The 16,999-nt window shown below is 63.0% G+C and carries 11 protein-coding genes; 10 read left to right on the forward strand and 1 reads right to left on the reverse strand.

All coding sequences use genetic code 11. From position 1 onward, the window contains the following. The first annotated feature begins 50 nt into the window (after positions 1-50). From cphA (CLU92_RS13550) to CLU92_RS13590, 9 genes are all read left to right on the forward strand, one after another. A complete protein-coding gene (cphA, locus tag CLU92_RS13550; RefSeq protein ID WP_101482303.1) occupies positions 51-2,228 on the forward strand; it encodes a cyanophycin synthetase in 2,178 nt (725 codons plus the stop codon). 65 nt (positions 2,229-2,293) lie between these two features. Next, positions 2,294-4,864 (forward strand): cyanophycin synthetase, encoded by a 2,571-nt coding sequence (gene cphA / locus CLU92_RS13555; protein WP_101482304.1) that lies wholly within the window; start codon positions 2,294-2,296, stop codon positions 4,862-4,864. 151 nt (positions 4,865-5,015) lie between these two features. Then, positions 5,016-5,282 carry a hypothetical protein gene (locus CLU92_RS13560; protein WP_143452608.1) on the forward strand — a complete coding sequence of 89 codons (267 nt, stop codon included), beginning with the start codon at positions 5,016-5,018 and terminating at the stop codon, positions 5,280-5,282. A gap of 63 nt (positions 5,283-5,345) precedes the next feature. Then, positions 5,346-6,245 carry a MurR/RpiR family transcriptional regulator gene (locus tag CLU92_RS13565; RefSeq protein ID WP_101482306.1) on the forward strand — a complete coding sequence of 300 codons (900 nt, stop codon included), beginning with the start codon at positions 5,346-5,348 and terminating at the stop codon, positions 6,243-6,245. A 79-nt stretch (positions 6,246-6,324) separates the two neighbouring features. After that, a complete protein-coding gene (locus CLU92_RS13570) occupies positions 6,325-7,647 on the forward strand; it encodes an aspartate aminotransferase family protein (RefSeq protein WP_101482307.1) in 1,323 nt (440 codons plus the stop codon). 200 nt (positions 7,648-7,847) lie between these two features. Further along, positions 7,848-10,082 carry a serine/threonine-protein kinase gene (locus tag CLU92_RS13575; RefSeq protein ID WP_101482308.1) on the forward strand — a complete coding sequence of 745 codons (2,235 nt, stop codon included), beginning with the start codon at positions 7,848-7,850 and terminating at the stop codon, positions 10,080-10,082. Then, positions 10,079-10,636, forward strand: coding sequence for a hypothetical protein (locus CLU92_RS13580; protein WP_101482309.1), 558 nt, complete (start codon positions 10,079-10,081; stop codon positions 10,634-10,636). Before CLU92_RS13575 ends, CLU92_RS13580 begins: the two co-directional genes overlap by 4 nt. Before the next feature lie 357 nt (positions 10,637-10,993). Continuing rightward, positions 10,994-13,684 (forward strand): DNA mismatch repair protein MutS, encoded by a 2,691-nt coding sequence (gene mutS / locus CLU92_RS13585; RefSeq protein WP_101482310.1) that lies wholly within the window; start codon positions 10,994-10,996, stop codon positions 13,682-13,684. Further along, on the forward strand, positions 13,681-14,724 hold the full coding sequence (locus tag CLU92_RS13590) for a hypothetical protein (protein ID WP_101482311.1): 1,044 nt from the start codon (positions 13,681-13,683) through the stop codon (positions 14,722-14,724). The genes mutS and CLU92_RS13590 overlap by 4 nt, the downstream gene beginning before the upstream one ends. 192 nt (positions 14,725-14,916) lie before the next feature. Here CLU92_RS13590 and CLU92_RS13595 read toward each other — a convergent pair whose 3' ends face one another. Next, positions 14,917-15,462: a peptidylprolyl isomerase gene (locus CLU92_RS13595; RefSeq protein WP_099762773.1), complete on the reverse strand. Its 546-nt coding sequence runs from the start codon at positions 15,460-15,462 to the stop codon at positions 14,917-14,919. A gap of 93 nt (positions 15,463-15,555) precedes the next feature. Here CLU92_RS13595 and CLU92_RS13600 point away from each other — a divergent pair, with 93 nt between their 5' ends. After that, the gene (locus tag CLU92_RS13600; RefSeq protein WP_101482312.1) at positions 15,556-16,677 is read left to right on the forward strand and encodes a cupin domain-containing protein; all 1,122 of its coding nucleotides are present in this window, start codon (positions 15,556-15,558) and stop codon (positions 16,675-16,677) included. Positions 16,678-16,999 lie beyond the last annotated feature (322 nt).

The following is a 16,999-nucleotide window of genomic DNA, read 5'->3' on the forward strand; positions in this document are numbered from 1 at the left end:
TAAAGTATCTGGCGCCCAGACGCCTGGCTTGTTATCAAGAAACCACTTACATGATCAAGAAGAAGAACATCGAATTTGCCCGCGTCACCCACTTGCGCGGCCCCAACATCTGGACGTATCGCCCGGTGATTGAAGCCTGGGTCGACATCGGCGAACTGGAAGATTATCCATCCAATACCCTGCCCGGCCTGTACGAGCGCCTGGTAGCGTGGCTGCCCGGCATGATCGAGCACCGCTGCGGCGTGGGCGAACGGGGCGGCTTTTTCGAGCGCCTGCGCGAAGGCACGTGGTCGGCCCACATCCTCGAACACGTGGTGCTGGAACTGCAAAACCTGGCAGGCATGCGCACGGGCTTCGGCCAGACGCGCTCGACCAGCCAGCGCGGCGTCTACAAGATGGCCTTCCGCACGCGCGAAGAACACGTGGGCCGCGCCGCCCTGGCCGCCGCGCGCGAACTGCTGATGGCCGCCATCAACGATGAAGCCTACGACCTGGAAGCGGCCTTGGCGCCCCTGCGCGACATGGTCGACTCGCGCTGCCTGGGCCCGAGCACGGCCAGCATCGTCGATGCGGCCACCGAGCGCCGCATCCCTTCGCTGCGCCTGAATGACGGCAACCTGGTGCAACTGGGCCACGGCGCCGCGCAGCGCCGCATCTGGACGGCCGAAACGGACCGCACCAGCGCGATCGCCGAAGGCATCGCCAGCGACAAGGACCTGACCAAATTCCTGCTCAAATCGTGCGGCGTGCGCGTGCCCGAAGGCAGCCTGGTGCGCAGCGCCGAGGCGGCCTGGGAAGAAGCGCAAGACATCGGCGTGCCTGTCGTGGTGAAGCCGTATGACGGCAACCATGGCCGCGGCGTGTCGCTCAACCTGATGACAGAAGCCGACGTGAAAGCGGCCTACGAACTGGCCGCGCGCAAGGGCGACAGCTCGGCCGTGCTGGTGGAAAGCTTCATCACGGGCGACGAACACCGTCTGCTCGTCGTCGGCAACAAGCTGATCGCGGCCGCCAAGGGCGAGTCCCTGTGGGTCGATGGCGACGGCGTCTCCAGCGTACTGGAACTGGTGAACACGCAGATCAATATCGATCCGCGCCGCGGCGAAGGCGAAGACTTCCCGCTGGGCACCGTCAAGCCGCATGAATCGGGCGAAATCGTGCTGGAGCTGCAACGCCAGGGCATGACCGCCCTGTCCGTGCCGCAGGCGGGCCAGAAAGTGCTGATCCAGCCGAACGGCAACGTGGCCATCGACGTCACGGACGACGTGCACCCCTCCGTCGTGCATGCAGCCCTGCTGGCTGCCAGAGTCGTGGGCCTGGATATCGCCGGCATCGACCTGGTCACCACCGACATCACGCGTCCGCTGGAAGAGCAGCGCGGCGCCATCATCGAAGTCAATGCCAGCCCTGGCTTGCTGGCGCACATCAAGCCGGGCGTGGGTCAGCCCCGCCCTGTGGGCGCGGCCATCGTCGATCACCTGTTCGCGCCCGAGGAAACGGGCCGCATTCCGCTGATCGGCGTGACGGGCACGCGCGGCGCCAGCCTGATCGTGCGCATGCTGTGCAAACTGCTCAACCTGTCGGGCCTGCACACGGGCGCCGTCTGCAGCGAAGGCATGTACCTGGACCAGCGCCGTGTCGTCAGCAGCGATTGCGTGAACTGGGACGCGGGCCAGCGCCTGCTGCTTAACCGCACCGTGCAGACGGCCCTGTTCGAGAGCAATCCGCGCATGATCCTGGCCGAAGGCCTGGCCTACGACAAATGCCAGATCGGCATCGTCACCGACATGGGCAGCCTCGATAGCGTCAAGGATTTCGACGTGCTCGACGAAGCAGGCCTGTACAAGGCAGTGCGCAGCCAGGTCGACGTGGTCGTGCCAACGGGCGTGGCCGTGCTCAATGCCGCCAACGCGCACGTGCTGGAACTGGCCGAACTGTGCGACGGCAGCGTGACCCTGTATGCGCAGGATGGCAGTTTGCCGGCCATCGCGGCGCAGCTGGCCGCCGGCCAGCGTGCCGTGTTCGTGCGCGGCAACCACATCGTGCTGGCCGAAGGCGGCAGCGAAACGGTCTTGCTGTGCCTGGACTTGCTGAAACCGGCCACGGCCGGCAATGTCGATAGCGTGCTGGCCGTCGCGGCGGCCGCCTGGGCCCTGAACCTGCCCGTCGACCTGATCTGCGCGGGCTTACGCACCTTCGACGCGGCACCCGGCTGCATCGGAAATTAAGACAGCACTCAAGCCCGGCCAGGACGGCCGGGCCCACAAGAACACAACAGGATTACGGTTTAATTATGGAAGTATCTCGCGTACGGGCCTTGCGGGGCCCTAACCTCTGGAGCCACGACACTGCCGTGGAAGCCATTGTTTCCTGCACCACGCAGGAACTCGACATCGCCCAGCTGCCAGGCTTCGAAGCCCGCCTGCGCGCGCGCTTTCCGCAACTGAGCCCGCTGCAACCGCTGGGCAACTACAACGCCGCGCCGATGGCGCAGGTGCTGGAACTGGCGGCGCTGGGCCTGCAGGCGCAAGCCGGCTGCCCCGTCACCTTCAGCCGCACCACGCCGACCCTGGAAACGGGTATCTTCCAGGTCGTCGTCGAATACTCGGAAGAAGCCGTCGGCCGCCTGGCCCTGGAACTGGCGCAACAGCTGTGCCGCGCAGCGCTCGACGATGCACCGTTCGACCTGGCCGGCGCCCTGCACCAGTTACAGGAACTCGATGAAGACGTGCGCCTGGGCCCCTCCACCGGCGCCATCGTCAACGCCGCCGTGGCCCGCAACATCCCGTTCCGCCGCCTGACCGAAGGCAGCCTCGTGACGTTCGGCTGGGGCAGCAAGCAGCGCAAGATCCAGGCTGCCGAAATGGACGGTACCAGCGCCATTGCCGAAGCCATCGCGCAAGACAAGGAACTGACGAAAAAACTGCTCGATTCGGCCGGCGTGCCGGTGCCGCAAGGCCGAGTCGCCGTCGACGCCGACGACGCCTGGGCTGCCGCCTGCGAGATCGGCTTGCCGGTCGTCGTCAAGCCGAAGGATGGCAACCAGGGCAAGGGCGTGACCGTCAATGTCACCACGCGCGAACAACTGACGGCCGGCTTCCTCGCGGCGCAGGAATTCCGCGACGACATCCTCGTCGAGCGCTATCTGCCGGGCCACGATTTCCGCTTGCTCGTCATCGGCAACAAGATGGTGGCAGCAGCCCGCCGCGACCCGCCGCAAGTCGTGGGCGACGGCCAGCACACGGTGCGCGAACTGGTTGACCAGGTCAACCTGGACCCGCGCCGCGGCAGCGGCCACGCCACCTCGCTGACGAAAATCCGCTTCGACGACATCGCCCTGGCCAGCCTGGCCAAGCAGGGCTATGTGGCCGAATCCGTGCCGCCCGTGGGCCAGCGTGTGATTTTGCGCAACAACGCCAACCTGTCGACGGGCGGCTCGGCCACCGACGTCACCGTCGACGTGCACCCGGAAGTGGCGGCACGCGCTGTCGCGGCCGCGCACATGGTGGGCCTGGACATCTGCGGCGTGGACGTGGTTTCCGAAAGCATCTTGAAACCGCTGGAAGAGCAGAACGCCGGCATCGTAGAGGTGAACGCCGCGCCGGGCCTGCGCATGCACCTGGCGCCGTCGTTCGGCAAGCCGCGCCCCGTGGGTGAAGCCATCATCGCCGCCATGTTCGCCGAGGGCGACGATGGCCGCATCCCCGTCGTTGCCGTTACGGGCACCAACGGCAAGACCACCACCGTGCGCCTGATCGCCCACCTGCTCACCACCTCCGGCCTGCGCACGGGCATGACCAACACCGATGGCGTGTACATCGAAGGACGCCAGATCGACAGCGGCGACTGCAGCGGTCCGCGCAGCGCGCGCAACGTGCTGCTGCACCCTGACGTGGACGCGGCCGTGTTCGAGACGGCGCGCGGCGGCATGCTGCGCGAAGGCCTGGCGTTTGACCGCTGCCAGGTCGCCGTGGTGACGAATATCGGCGCGGGCGACCACCTGGGACTGAACTACATCACCACCGTGGAAGACCTGGCGGTGCTGAAAAGGGTGATCGTGCAGAACGTGGCCGACAGCGGCGTAGCCGTCCTGAACGCCACCGACCCTGCCGTGGCGCGCATGGCCAAGAATTGCAGCGGCACGGTGACCTTCTTCGCCGCCGACAAGACGCACCCCGTGATGGCCACGCACCGCGCGCAAGGCAACCGCGTGGTGTACGTGGAAGACGGCAAACTGGTCGCCGCCCAAGGCAAGGAACGCCATGAAATCGCCCTGTCGCAAGTGCCGATCACGCGCAACGGCGCCATCGGCTTCCAGGTCGACAACGTCATGGCTTCTCTGGCCGCCGCCTGGGCCGTCGGCCTGGACTGGAAAACCATCGCGCTGGGCCTGAAAACCTTTGCCAATGAAGCCGACAATGCGCCGGGCCGCTTCAATGTGTTTGACTACAAGGGCGCCACCCTGATCGCCGACTACGGCCACAATCCGGACGCCATCCTGGCGCTGGTGCAAGCCGTCGAAAGCATGCCGGCCAAGCGCCGCCTTGTCGTCATCAGCGGCGCCGGCGACCGCCGCGACGAAGACATCCGCCAGCAGACGGAAATCCTCGGCGCCGCCTTCGACGACGTGCTGCTGTACCAGGACCAATGCCAGCGCGGCCGCGCCGACGGCGAAGTGGTGGCCTTGCTGCGCCAGGGCTTGAACGGCGCCAAGCGCACCAGCCATATCGATGAAATCAACGGCGAATTCGTCGCCATCGACAAGGCCCTGGCGCGCTTGAACGAAGGCGATCTGTGCCTGATCCTGATCGACCAGGTGGAAGAAGCGCTGGCGCACATCGCCAAGCGCGTCGCCGAAGCGTAAGCGCAGCCTCACGGCATGCAAGGGCGGCCTGCGGGCCGCCCTTTTTATTGCCTTGTGAAATCTATCCGACAGTGGAGTGATCTGGCACAAAGTGGCGCCGCCGGCGCGCTTTTATGCTGGCAACCTGACTAGCGAACCCGGCGGGGACAGCATGCGCGATGCACAGCAGGTCGATGCACAGTTATTTCAACCCGACATCCCGGTGCGGCTTGCCATGCGCACGGCGGCACTGGTCGAGCATGCACTGGCCTTGCAGGAAATGGCTGGCACGGGCGCCGCCGCCCTGTTCCTGCATTGCCACGACGTGCCGCTGCCCACCGCCTTGCGCGTGCTGACGACGGGACCGCGCCGCCAACCGGCCGGGCCGCACCTGTTTGCCCGCCTGCGTCCGCGCACGGCTGCCCTGGTGCAAGGCTAGCAGCTACCGGCGCGCTGACGAATCCTGTACCATCGCCGCAAGCTATTAATCTGAGGCACGACGATGCAGGCAGCGACACCCCACGACCCCTATGCGGCACTGATGGCCCTGATCAAGGCGCGCCATGCGGAGCTGAGTCCGCAATTCCAGGCCGGCGCCCGCTACCTGGCCGACCATCCGGACGAGGTGGCCGTGTCATCGATGCGCAGCATTGCCGCGCGTGCCCAGGTGCAGTCGGCCGCCCTGGTACGCCTGGCGCAGCAACTGGGATTTGCCGGCTGGCCGGAACTCAAAGCCATCTTCGTGGAGCGCCTGCGCGCGGGGCCAAGCGGTTACGCGGCAAAGGCCGGTGCGCTGGCCGGCAAAGAAGGGAAAGTGCGCGACCTGGTCACCGAAGTGTTCACGGTGCAGCAGCGCAACCTGGCCGCCACGGAAAGCGCCAACCACGCCGCACTGGACGCGGCCGCCAATCTGCTGCAGGCGGCGCCCCGCGTGCACGTGGCCGGCTTTCGCGCCGCCCACCCCATCGCGTATACCCTGCACTACCTGTACCGGCTGCTGCGCCCCAGCGTACAGCTGCTGAGCGGCCAGGGCGGCACCCTGGAAATGGACTTGCGCGCCCTGCAGGCGGGTGAAGCCGTCGTCGTCGTCAGCTTCGCGCCGTATTCCAGTGAAGCGCTGCTGGTGGCGCAGATGGCGCGCCAGGCCGGCTGCCAGGTGGTCGCCATCAGCGACAGCGCCATGTCGCCGCTGGCCCTGCAGGCCGACGCCAGCATCGTCATCGCCGTCGACAGCCCCTCGTTCTTCCCCTCCATCGTGGCCGGCGTCGCGGCCGTGGAAAGCCTGGTGGAATTGCTGGTGTCGCGCGGCGGGCCGGATGCCGTCACGGCCATCGGCGCGGCGGAAAGCCAGTTGCGGGCGCTGGGTGCTTACGCAAAAACATCAAATGATGTAATTTCATAAAAAATACATCGAACGTTGCAATTCGGTGCGGCGCATCCTATAATCGGCCCTCTCCCCTTGCCGATAAGAAAGCGATGCCATGAGCCATGTCTTCCACCGCAGCTTGAGTAGCAGCTATCCCGTCGCCATTGGCGGCGATGGCCCTTACCTGATCGATGCGGATGGCAAGCGCTACCTGGACGCCTGCGGCGGCGCGGCCGTGTCTTGCCTCGGCCATTCGGATGCAGCCGTCATCGCCGCCGTGCAGCAGCAGATTGCCAGCATGGCGTACGCACACAGCTCCTTCTTTACCAGCGAACCGATGGAGCAGCTGGCAGATTTCCTCGTCGCCCGGGCACCAGCCGACATCGACAGCGTGTATTTCGTCTCGGGCGGCTCGGAAGCGGTGGAAAGCGCGCTCAAACTGGCGCGCCAGTATTTCGTCGAGCGGGGCCAGCCGCAACGCCGCCACATCATCGCGCGCCGCCAGAGCTACCACGGCAACACCCTGGGCGCCCTGGCCACGGGTGGCAACGCCTGGCGCCGCCAGCAGTTCGAGCCGCTGCTAGTCGACGTGATGCATGTGTCGCCATGCTACGCCTGGCGCGACCAGCGAGCCCATGAAACGGATGCTGACTACGTTGCGCGCCTGGGCCAGGAACTGGAAGACAATATCGCCGCACTGGGCGCGGACAAGGTCATGGCCTTCATCGCCGAACCCGTCGTCGGCGCCACGGCCGGCGCCCTACCCGCCGTCACCGGCTACTTCCAGCGCATGCGCGAGATCTGCCAGCGCCACGGCATACTCCTGATCCTCGACGAAGTCATGTGCGGCATGGGACGCACGGGCAGCCTGTTCGCCTGCGAGCAGGAAGGCATCACGGCCGACCTGATCTGCGTCGCCAAGGGCCTGGGCGCCGGCTACCAGCCCATCGGCGCCGTCATGGTATCCAAAGACATCCGCGACACCCTCCGCGCCGGCACGGGCTTCTTCCAGCACGGCCACACCTATATCGGCCACGCCACCGCCTGCGCCGCCGCCCTGGCTGTGCAGCGGCAAATCGAGGAACGCGATTTGCTGGCCAACGTGCGCGCCATGGGCGACTTGCTGCAAGAGCGGTTGCGCCAGCGCTTCGACGACCATGCGCACGTGGGCGACATCCGTGGCCGCGGCCTGTTCCTGGGCCTGGAACTGGTGCAGGAGCGCGCCAGCAAGCAGCCATTCGACCCGGCCCGCCGCCTGCATGCGCGCATCAAGGCGCACGCCATGCAAGACGGACTGATGTGCTACCCCATGGGCGGCACCATCGACGGCCAGCACGGCGACCACATCCTGCTGGCGCCGCCCTACATCATCAACGCCAGCCATGTCGATGAAATCGTCGACAAGCTGGGAGCGGCCATCGATGCCTGCGTGGCATAGCCGCGCATGCCTGCGGCAGAAGCGCGCTAAGGACTCTGCCACCAACTTTTGTTCACTCCTTGTCAATATTAATTGACTTATTCTAAACAATAGTTTTAAATCAGGAAGTTACTCAAAATCAATCATCTTGAGCATGCAGCCATCGCATTGAGCCTCTCGATGCTGGATGCCCACGCTGATGCACTCTGAAGCCAAGGTATATGGAACTGCTCGACCCCCTGCGTCAGACCCAGTCGCAAGACGACACTATCAGCGGGCACTACGAAGTGCGCCGCTTGCTGGGCGAAGGCGGTTTCGGCCATGTATTCGAAGCCTGGGATGCCAAGCTGTGCCGTAGTGTGGCGCTGAAGCGGCTGAAACCGCAAGCTGACGTGCTGCATCCGGAAAAACTCATCAATGAAGCGCGCCTGGCTGCCTCGCTCAAGCATGCCGCCTTCGTGCGCATCTTCGCCATCGAGGGCCAGGGCACGAGCCAGTCCATCGTCATGGAACTGGTCGAAGGCCAGACCTTGGGCCAGTTCATGCACAGCGGCAAGGCTGACCTGCAAGCGGCGCTCGACATCGCCTACCAGATCGCCGACGCCATGGACGAGGCGCACGCCATGGACCTCGTGCACGGCGACCTGAAACCGTCGAACCTGATGCTGGAAGCGGATGGCAAGGTACGCATCCTCGACTTCGGCCTGGCCCGCCACATCGACCCGCAAGCGACCCAAACGACCACCCTGTGCGATCTGCAGGGCACGATCGCCTACATGTCGCCCGAACGCCTGATGGGCCGCCTGCCCGACACGCGCGGCGACGTCTACGCGCTGGGCGCCATGCTGTACGAAATGCTGGCCGGCCAGCGCCACTTCGCCCACCTGAACGGCCTGGCCCTGGCCGCCGCCCACATGCAGGCGACGGAAGCGTGGCCCGATCTGCCCGACTCCGTCCCGCCCGCCATCAACGCCCTAGTGCGCGCGATGACGGCGCACGACCCGGCCGAACGGCCACGCACCATGCGCGATGTGCGCGAGGCGATCGGAAGGCGAGACGGGGAAGCAGCGACATTGACGCCACCGATCGTAGCGGTGCCATCAGTAGAGGTGGCACCCACGTTGTCCATTCGCCTGCCGATACCGCGCAAGCGCACCTTGCAAACGGGTGCAGCGGTCGTCCTGCTGACGGTGGTAGCGGCTTGGCAATGGCCAACTATAGTGCCCACTTTAAAGTCTTTTGTCACCGGAGAAGAAGCGCCGGATCCATATTCCGAAATTGCCAGCATCGCGTCTGGAATGAAGGCGTTGCGTGCATTTGATCGTGATAGCAGCCAAAAGCAGGCGATCGAAGATTTCAGCACCGTACTTAAACACAATCCTGAACATGCAGCTGCCAATGCAGGCCTGTCGCTGGCTTTCACGCTACGCTATATGGGTACCAGCCGCGACGAAACCTGGTTGCAACGCGCGGATGTCGCTGCGAAACAGGCATTGACTACAGACGACCAATTAGCTTTGGCCCATGTGGCGCAGGCATGGGTTCTTGAACACCATGGCGAACGTGCGCAAGCACTGCAAGAGATCACCACCGCATTGAATCTGGACCCAAGCAATGCACTCGGCATGTACGGCAAGGCGCGCTTGCTTATCCAAGCACAAAAATTTGACTTGGCGCGGGAGGTAATCGATAAGGCTCTCACACTTTATCCCAAAGATACCCCTTTCATTTCGATGCTGGGCAGAATGCACTACAACCTCGGCAATTACACCGAAGCTGAAAAACTGTTTCGAACGGTGATAGAGATGACTCCTCAGGTGGCGGAGACATATGCCCAGCTCAGCGCCACGCTTGAACGCCTGAATCGTAGCGATGAGGCCCTGCATGTTCTGCAACAGGGACTGCAAGTGCATCCCGACTGGGAGCTATACACCAACCTGGGCAACGCTCTGTTTAATCGGGGCGACTATCTGGGGGCGGTACAGGCATTTAAAAATGCCGTATCGGAAAACAAAGGCAATCCTGGCAACTACCTGCTATGGGCAAACCTGGCAGATGCTCAACGCTGGGTTCCCGGCCAGCTTGAGTTGTCGCGCGACTCATATCGTCGTGCGATCACTTTGATTAAAGTCGTCCTGAAACGCATGCCTGACGACCCGAAAGCCCACTCGCGCCTCGCGCTGTATTCAGCCTATGCGGGCTTGCGAGACGATGCGCTGGAGCACTTAGCACAAGCAATCCGGCTTGCTCCCACCTTGCCAGATACGTTTTTCAGGGCGACGCTAACCTATGAGCTGACAGGTAGGCGCAACGAAGCGATCGCAACACTAAGACAGGCCATAGCGCTTGGCTACCCTCTCAACCTGATCGAATCTTCCCCTGATCTGTTGACACTCCGGCGAGATGCTCGCTACCAGAAGCTACTTATTGACATGGAAAGAAAGCAGAAAACATGACGTACGAAAAACCCTGGATGAAGTTATCTATCCACTTTGATGCAGACCAGATCACCAACCAACTCGACTATGCATTTACGTCCTGCGACGGCAGCGCTGACCCGCGCCACGGCCCCTACATGGGTGGAGTACACTTCCAGCAGGGCCAACACGTTTATCTGGAAGTCAATTGCTGTGGCAGCAAAGACAGTGGTTTCACATCCTTCCAGATTGTTGATTGTTGCCTAATCAGCGTACCTCAGCTGACCCAAATCGGCCCCGATGTCCCTACACGCTACTCCCTGCCATCACCCTTCCTGCAATCGATCGGCGCCACGTATCAGGTGCCATTGGATTTCGAGTCCCATTTATTACCGCCTGATCCAGCCCTGCCCGATCTACGCCGCATTCGCCAAGAGTGGAAACACAATCTTGACGTCGGCCAGAGCAAGGGTCGCTGGGAACTCTCGTTCGTATTGACAGTACGCATCATCCGCGGCGAACAAGACTTGCCAGAATTGCGCGTATTCAGTTTTGATCCTGAGGCTTCGGTAGGTGGGCGAGTCGAGATGTAATCTCTACAGTCCCAGACAAACGATTTGCCTCCAGCCGTGAGTGAATATCGAATAACGGCAATTCAGGTTCAGAAAATCTGGGGCGTACGACGGCAACAGCTACTGGACCTAAGCCTGAAGCCCGTCAATATGCAAACTTTCAGTTCTACCATCAGCTAGATACCCGAAGCCGCGCCCCCTCCACCGGCGCGGCTTTTTCACATCCGCACGCAATACGCCGCCCCGCCTGCCGAAAGCGGTAAAATGACGGCCTTGGACTCAAGCCTCGCCTGGCAGCGCGGCCTTGAACGCACACAGCACCACCCACAGCCCGGCAGGCACGCCTTTCCCTGCCGCCGGACCAACGACAAAGAACACATGACCACCGTCCCCAAAGAAATCAACGCCGCCGCGGCAAAGAAAAATTCGGCTGAAAAGCTCACGCCGATGATGCAACAATATTTAGGCATCAAGGAAAATCACCCGACGATGCTGGTCTTCTACCGCATGGGCGATTTCTACGAGCTGTTTTTCGAGGATGCGGAAAAAGCGTCGCGCCTGCTGGGTATTACCCTGACGGCGCGCGGCGTGGCCAGTGGCAATCCCATCAAGATGTGCGGCGTGCCGTTTCATTCGCTGGACGGTTACCTGGCCAAGCTGGTCAAGCTGGGCGAGTCGGTGGCCATTTGCGAACAGATCGGCGACCCGGCCACCAGCAAGGGTCCCGTCGAGCGCAAGGTCATGCGCGTGGTCACGCCGGGCACCCTGACCGATGCGGACTTGCTGCCAGAAAAGGCCGAGCGCCCGCTGCTGGCCATGTGCAGCATCACGCAACGCAAGACGGTGACGACGGGCCTGGCCTGGCTGTCGCTGGCCAGCGGTGCACTAAAACTGATGGAGTTTTCCGGCGACAGCAGCACCGTGGCCGCGCGCCTGCAGCAGGAACTGGAACGCATCGTGCCGGCTGAAATCCTGAGCGGCGACAATGGCAACCTGTTCGACGACTACGCGGGCACGCACATCAACCGCGTGCCGGACTGGCATTTCGACGTGGTCGGCGGCCACAAGGCCCTGCTCGACCAGCTGGGCGTAGCGACACTCACCGGTTTTGGCGCCGATGGCCTCGGCGCCGCGTTTGGCGCGGCCGGCGCGCTGCTGCGCTATGCGCAGTCGACGCAGGGACGGGGCTTGCAGCACGTGCGCTCCCTGACGACGGAAACGGAAAGCGAATTCATCGGCCTGGACGCGGCCACGCGGCGCAACCTGGAATTGACGGAAACCATCCGCGGCCAGGAATCGCCAACCTTGTTTTCCCTGCTCGACCATTGCCGCACGGCCATGGGTTCGCGCATGCTGCGCCACTGGCTGCACCATGCGCGGCGCGACCAGAACGTGGCGCGCGCGCGCCATGAAGCGATCGCCGCGCTGGCGCAAAGCGAAGCGGCGGGGCCGCTGGCCTCTACCCTGGCGCAAGTGCCCGACATCGAACGCATCACCACGCGCATCGCGCTGCTGTCGGCGCGTCCGCGCGACCTGGCCGCCCTGCGCGACGGCTTGCTGCAACTGCCGGCCCTGCGCGGCGACGTAGTCCGTTGTTATGGCCCTGGCCAGGGCGGCGAAACAGGCTTGCTGGCCGCCATCCACGCGGCCCTGGCGACACCGACCGCCTGCCTGGACTTGCTGGTGCGCGCGGTGGCGCAGGAGCCGGCCGCCATGGTGCGCGACGGCGGCGTGTTTGCCACCGGCTTCGACGCCGAACTGGACGAACTGCGCGCCCTGTCGGAAAACGCGGGCCAGTTCCTGCTCGACCTGGAAACGCGCGAACGGGCGCGCACGGGCATCGCCAATCTGCGCGTCGAATACAACAAGGTGCACGGCTTCTATATTGAAGTCACGCACGGCCAGACGGACAAGGTGCCGGACGACTACCGCCGCCGCCAGACCCTGAAAAACGCCGAGCGCTACATCACGCCGGAACTGAAAGTGTTCGAAGACAAGGCCCTGTCTGCGCAAGACAAGGCCCTGGTGCGCGAAAAACTGCTGTACGACCTGCTGCTGGCCGAGCTGGCGCCGCATATCGGCACCCTGCAGACGATTTCGCAGGGCCTGGCCCAGCTCGACACCCTGAACGCGCTGACGGAACACGCGCAGCAGCACAACTGGGCCGCGCCGCAACTGGTCGACGAGCCGTGCATCAACATCGTCGAAGGCCGCCACCCCGTGGTGGAAAAGCAGATCGAGCGCTTCATCGCCAACGATTGCCGCCTCGTCAACGAGCGCCGGCTGCTGCTGATTACCGGCCCGAACATGGGCGGTAAATCGACCTTCATGCGCCAGGTGGCATTGATCACCCTGCTGGCCTACGTGGGCAGCTACGTGCCGGCAGCATCCGCCACCATCGGCCCCATCGACCGCATCTTCACGCGTATCGGCGCCACAGACGACCTGGCGGGCGGACGCTCGACCTTCATGGTGGAAATGACGGAATCGGCCGCCATTTTGAACGGCGCCACCGAGCACTCGCTGGTGCTGATGGATGAAGTGGGTCGCGGCACCTCCACCTTCGACGGCCTGGCGCTGGCGTGGGCCATCGCGCGCCATCTGATCGACAGCAGCCGCAGTTTCACCCTGTTTGCCACGCACTACTTTGAGCTGACGCAACTGCCGGACAGTCACCCGAGCGCCGCCAACGTGCATTTGTCGGCCGTCGAACACAAGGACAGCATCGTCTTCCTGCACGCCGTGCAAGCCGGTCCCGCCTCGCAAAGCTATGGCTTGCAGGTGGCGCAACTGGCCGGTGTGCCGCAGCCCGTGATCAAGGCGGCGCGCAAGCACCTGGCGCGCCTGGAAGCGCAGGCGCTGGACGCCACGCCGCAGCGCGACCTGTTCGCCGCGCCGGCAGCCGATCCGTATGCGCAAGAGGAAGAAGAGGAAGCCGCGCCACTGGCCGCGCTGAACGCGGCGCAGCAAGCCTTGCTCGACGCCATCGCCGACCTCGATCCCGATGCGCTCACGCCGCGCGACGCGCTGGAACAGTTGTATCAGTTGAAACGGCTGGCCGCCGCATGACCATACGGCGCAGCATCGCCAGCCTGCGCCTGCTGGCTGCCGGCCTGCTGGTCGCCAGCCTGCCATGGCAAGCGGCGCTGGCCGCACCAAGCGAGCAGGCCGGCTTCGAGTTTGCCGTGCTGGGCCATTCCTTCAATGCGGGGCCGGACGATGGCCCCCTGAAAAAAGCCATCGCCGACACCAGCGCCTTCAATGCCTCCTTCGTGGTGGCCACCGGCATCAAGGCCGCCAGCGAATCGTGCAGCGACAAGCTGTACAGCCAGCGCAAGGACGTGCTGGACGCGAGCGGCCCGCCCCTGATCGTCTCGCTGTCTGCCAGCGACTGGGCCAACTGCCGCAATTCGCGCGGCAGGGTCAACGCCATCGAGCGCCTGAACCGCCTGCGCGACGTGTATTTCGCCGACGACCAGAGCCTGGGCCAGCGCAAGCTGACCCTGTCACGGCTGTCATCGACGGCGAAGTTCCGCAGCTATGCGGAAAACGCCCACTGGGAATACGGCGGCGTGCTGTTTGCCACCATCAACTTGCCCGCGAATAACAACCATTTCCTGCCGGAAGCGGGACGCAACAGCGAATTCGAAGACCGCCTGGTCGCCAACCGCTCCTGGCTGCAGCGCCTGTTCGCCATGGCGCAGCGCAAGCAGCTCGACGGCATCGTGCTGTTTTCCGATGGCGACGTGGGCGTGCTGGACGAAGACGACAATTCGCTGCTGCCCAGCTTCAGTTCGAAACAGGACGGCTTTGCCGGACCGCGCAAGCAGATCCGCACCCTGGCGAAAAAGTTCAGCGGCAAGGTCTTATTGGTCGATACGCAGCGCGATGGCGACGCGGACGGCAAGGAAGGCAAGAGCAAGAAGGCCGCAGCCAGAGCAGGCGGGCCGAAAATCAGATGGAAAGGCAACCTGGGCCACGTCAGCATCGACAACGACTGGTCCGCCATCGCCGTACGGCCCGGCAAGACGCCCTTCTTTGAGGTACGTCAACGGGCCGTCAGGCCATCGGCGCAGGCAAGAGCCAAGGCGTCGACTGTGCGCCGATAAACGTGCGCCGCAATAGATAAAGGCCGACGCAAAGTCAGCCTTTATCTATCCAACTACAGACGTCACGACGCCTGACAAAACCGTAGCGAGCGGCAGTGATTTGTGGCCGAGAAGCGCAACCGTACTCTAGTACGGTGAGCATCGCCGGCCGCAAAGCGCGCCGCGCAGTAGGTTTGGTCAGGCGTCATCAGATCAGTGGATAGGGTGGGTGCGGAAGTGGTCGCCCTCGTCGCCTTCATCATCTTCATCGCCATGGTCATGGCCGTGTGCGCCATGCACGTGGCCATGGGCGATTTCTTCGTCGGTGGCTTCGCGCACGTCAGCGACGGTCAGCGAGAAGCGCAGCGCGATGCCGGCCAGTGGATGGTTGCCGTCCAGCACGACTTTGTCGTCGGCGATATCGGTCACCGTGAAGATCATCGCTTCTTCGTCCGGCGAATCGCTTTCCGGCATGCCTTCGAACTGCATGCCCACTTCCAGCGGCTCAGGCAGGCGATTGCGTGGCTCGACCTTGACCAGGGCTGGATCATATTCACCGAAAGCATCATCCGGTTCGATCTGGATCGTGTTGGAATAGCCAACTTCCTTGCCGTCGAGCTCTTCTTCGATCTTCGGCAGGGTGTTTTCATAATCACCATGCAGGTAGACCATAGGCTGGCGGCCGTCTTCGATCAGATTGTCTTGCGCGTCTGACAGTTTGTAGTTGACAGTCACGACCGTATTTTTGGCAATCTTCATTATGCTTCCTTTCATTGTATAAGCTGGCAAATTATACCTTCACGCCGCCAACGGCAGGCGCATTCCTGCATTTCCGGTTGTTATAATGGGCGCATGAAAAAATTAACTCTCCTCGGCGATATCACGCCGGCGCAATTCCTGCGCGACTACTGGCATAAAAAACCCTTGCTGATCCGTCAAGCCGTGCCTGGCTTCAAGGCACTGTTCGATTTCAAGGCCCTGGCCGAGCTGGCCACCCTGGACCACGTCGAATCGCGCCTGGTCAGCCATGCGGATGGCCACTGGAACATGCAGCAAGGTCCGTTGACCAGCCTGCCATCGCTGAAACAGAAGGAATGGACGCTGCTGGTGCAGGGCGCCAACCTGCACAGCGCCAAGGCCGACGCCCTGCTGCGCCAGTTCCGCTTCCTGCCGGACGCGCGCCTGGATGACCTGATGGTCAGCTTCGCCACCGATGGCGGCGGCGTGGGCCCGCATTTCGATTCCTACGACGTGTTCCTGCTGCAAGGCCAGGGCAAGCGCCACTGGCGCATCGGCGCGCAGAAGGACCTGAGCCTGATCGACGGCTTGCCGCTGAAAATCCTCAGCAACTTCACGCCTGACGAAGAATTCACCCTGGAACCGGGCGACATGCTGTACCTGCCGCCCCACTACGCGCACGACGGCGTGGCCATCGGCGACTGCCAGACGTATTCGATCGGCTTCCGCTCGCCAACCTTCCAGGAACTGGGCGAGGCTTTCCTGCAATTCATGGCCGACTCGATCGACTTGCCGGGCATCTACAGCGATCCCGACTTGAAAGCGTCGGGCAAACCGGCAGAAATCCCCCGTGAAATGCTCAGCACCATCACGGAAGAAATGAACAAGGTACGCTTCACGGAAGAAGACGTGACCATTTTCCTGGGCGAACACCTGTCGGAACCGAAGCACAATGTGTTTTTCACGCCGCTGTCCAAGCCGCTGACTGTAGGCCGCTTCGCGGACGCCGCACAGAAAAAGGGCGTCGTGTTGTCGCGCAAGACGCTGATGCTGTATCGTGGCAAGAATGTCTTCATCAATGGTGAATCGTTTGCCATAGGCAAGGCCGACAAAGCGGCCCTGGAAACCCTGGCCAACGAACGCGCGCTCGATGGCACCGCCGTGGCCCAGGCTTCCGATGATGTGATGGATGCGCTATATACCTGGTATCAGGATGGCTGGATCGAACTGGCCTGAATGATGGTGGCGTAGCAAAGTGGTATGGCACGAGCAGAAATGACAGCATCTGCGCTAGCGCAATGAAACATATTATTTTTATATCGTTTTGTCGTGCTTTCGCAAATCGCTTACACTTGCTTGCAATTTGCTTCGGCAAATATTGCGATATCACAAAATAGTTGCGAATTTGCCTCTTGCTCCTATTGCGACGCACCAAAAATCGCTATAATATTCGGTTAGGAAGTTTCCGTTGTCTGGCAGGCACCACCTGGTACGAAAAGCCTTCGAAGACGACCTAACGAGCGATAATTACCGGTAATTATTCATCGCAACAATATTG

This window comes from Janthinobacterium sp. 61, from assembly GCF_002846335.1.
Classification (GTDB): Bacteria; Pseudomonadota; Gammaproteobacteria; order Burkholderiales; family Burkholderiaceae_D; genus Janthinobacterium.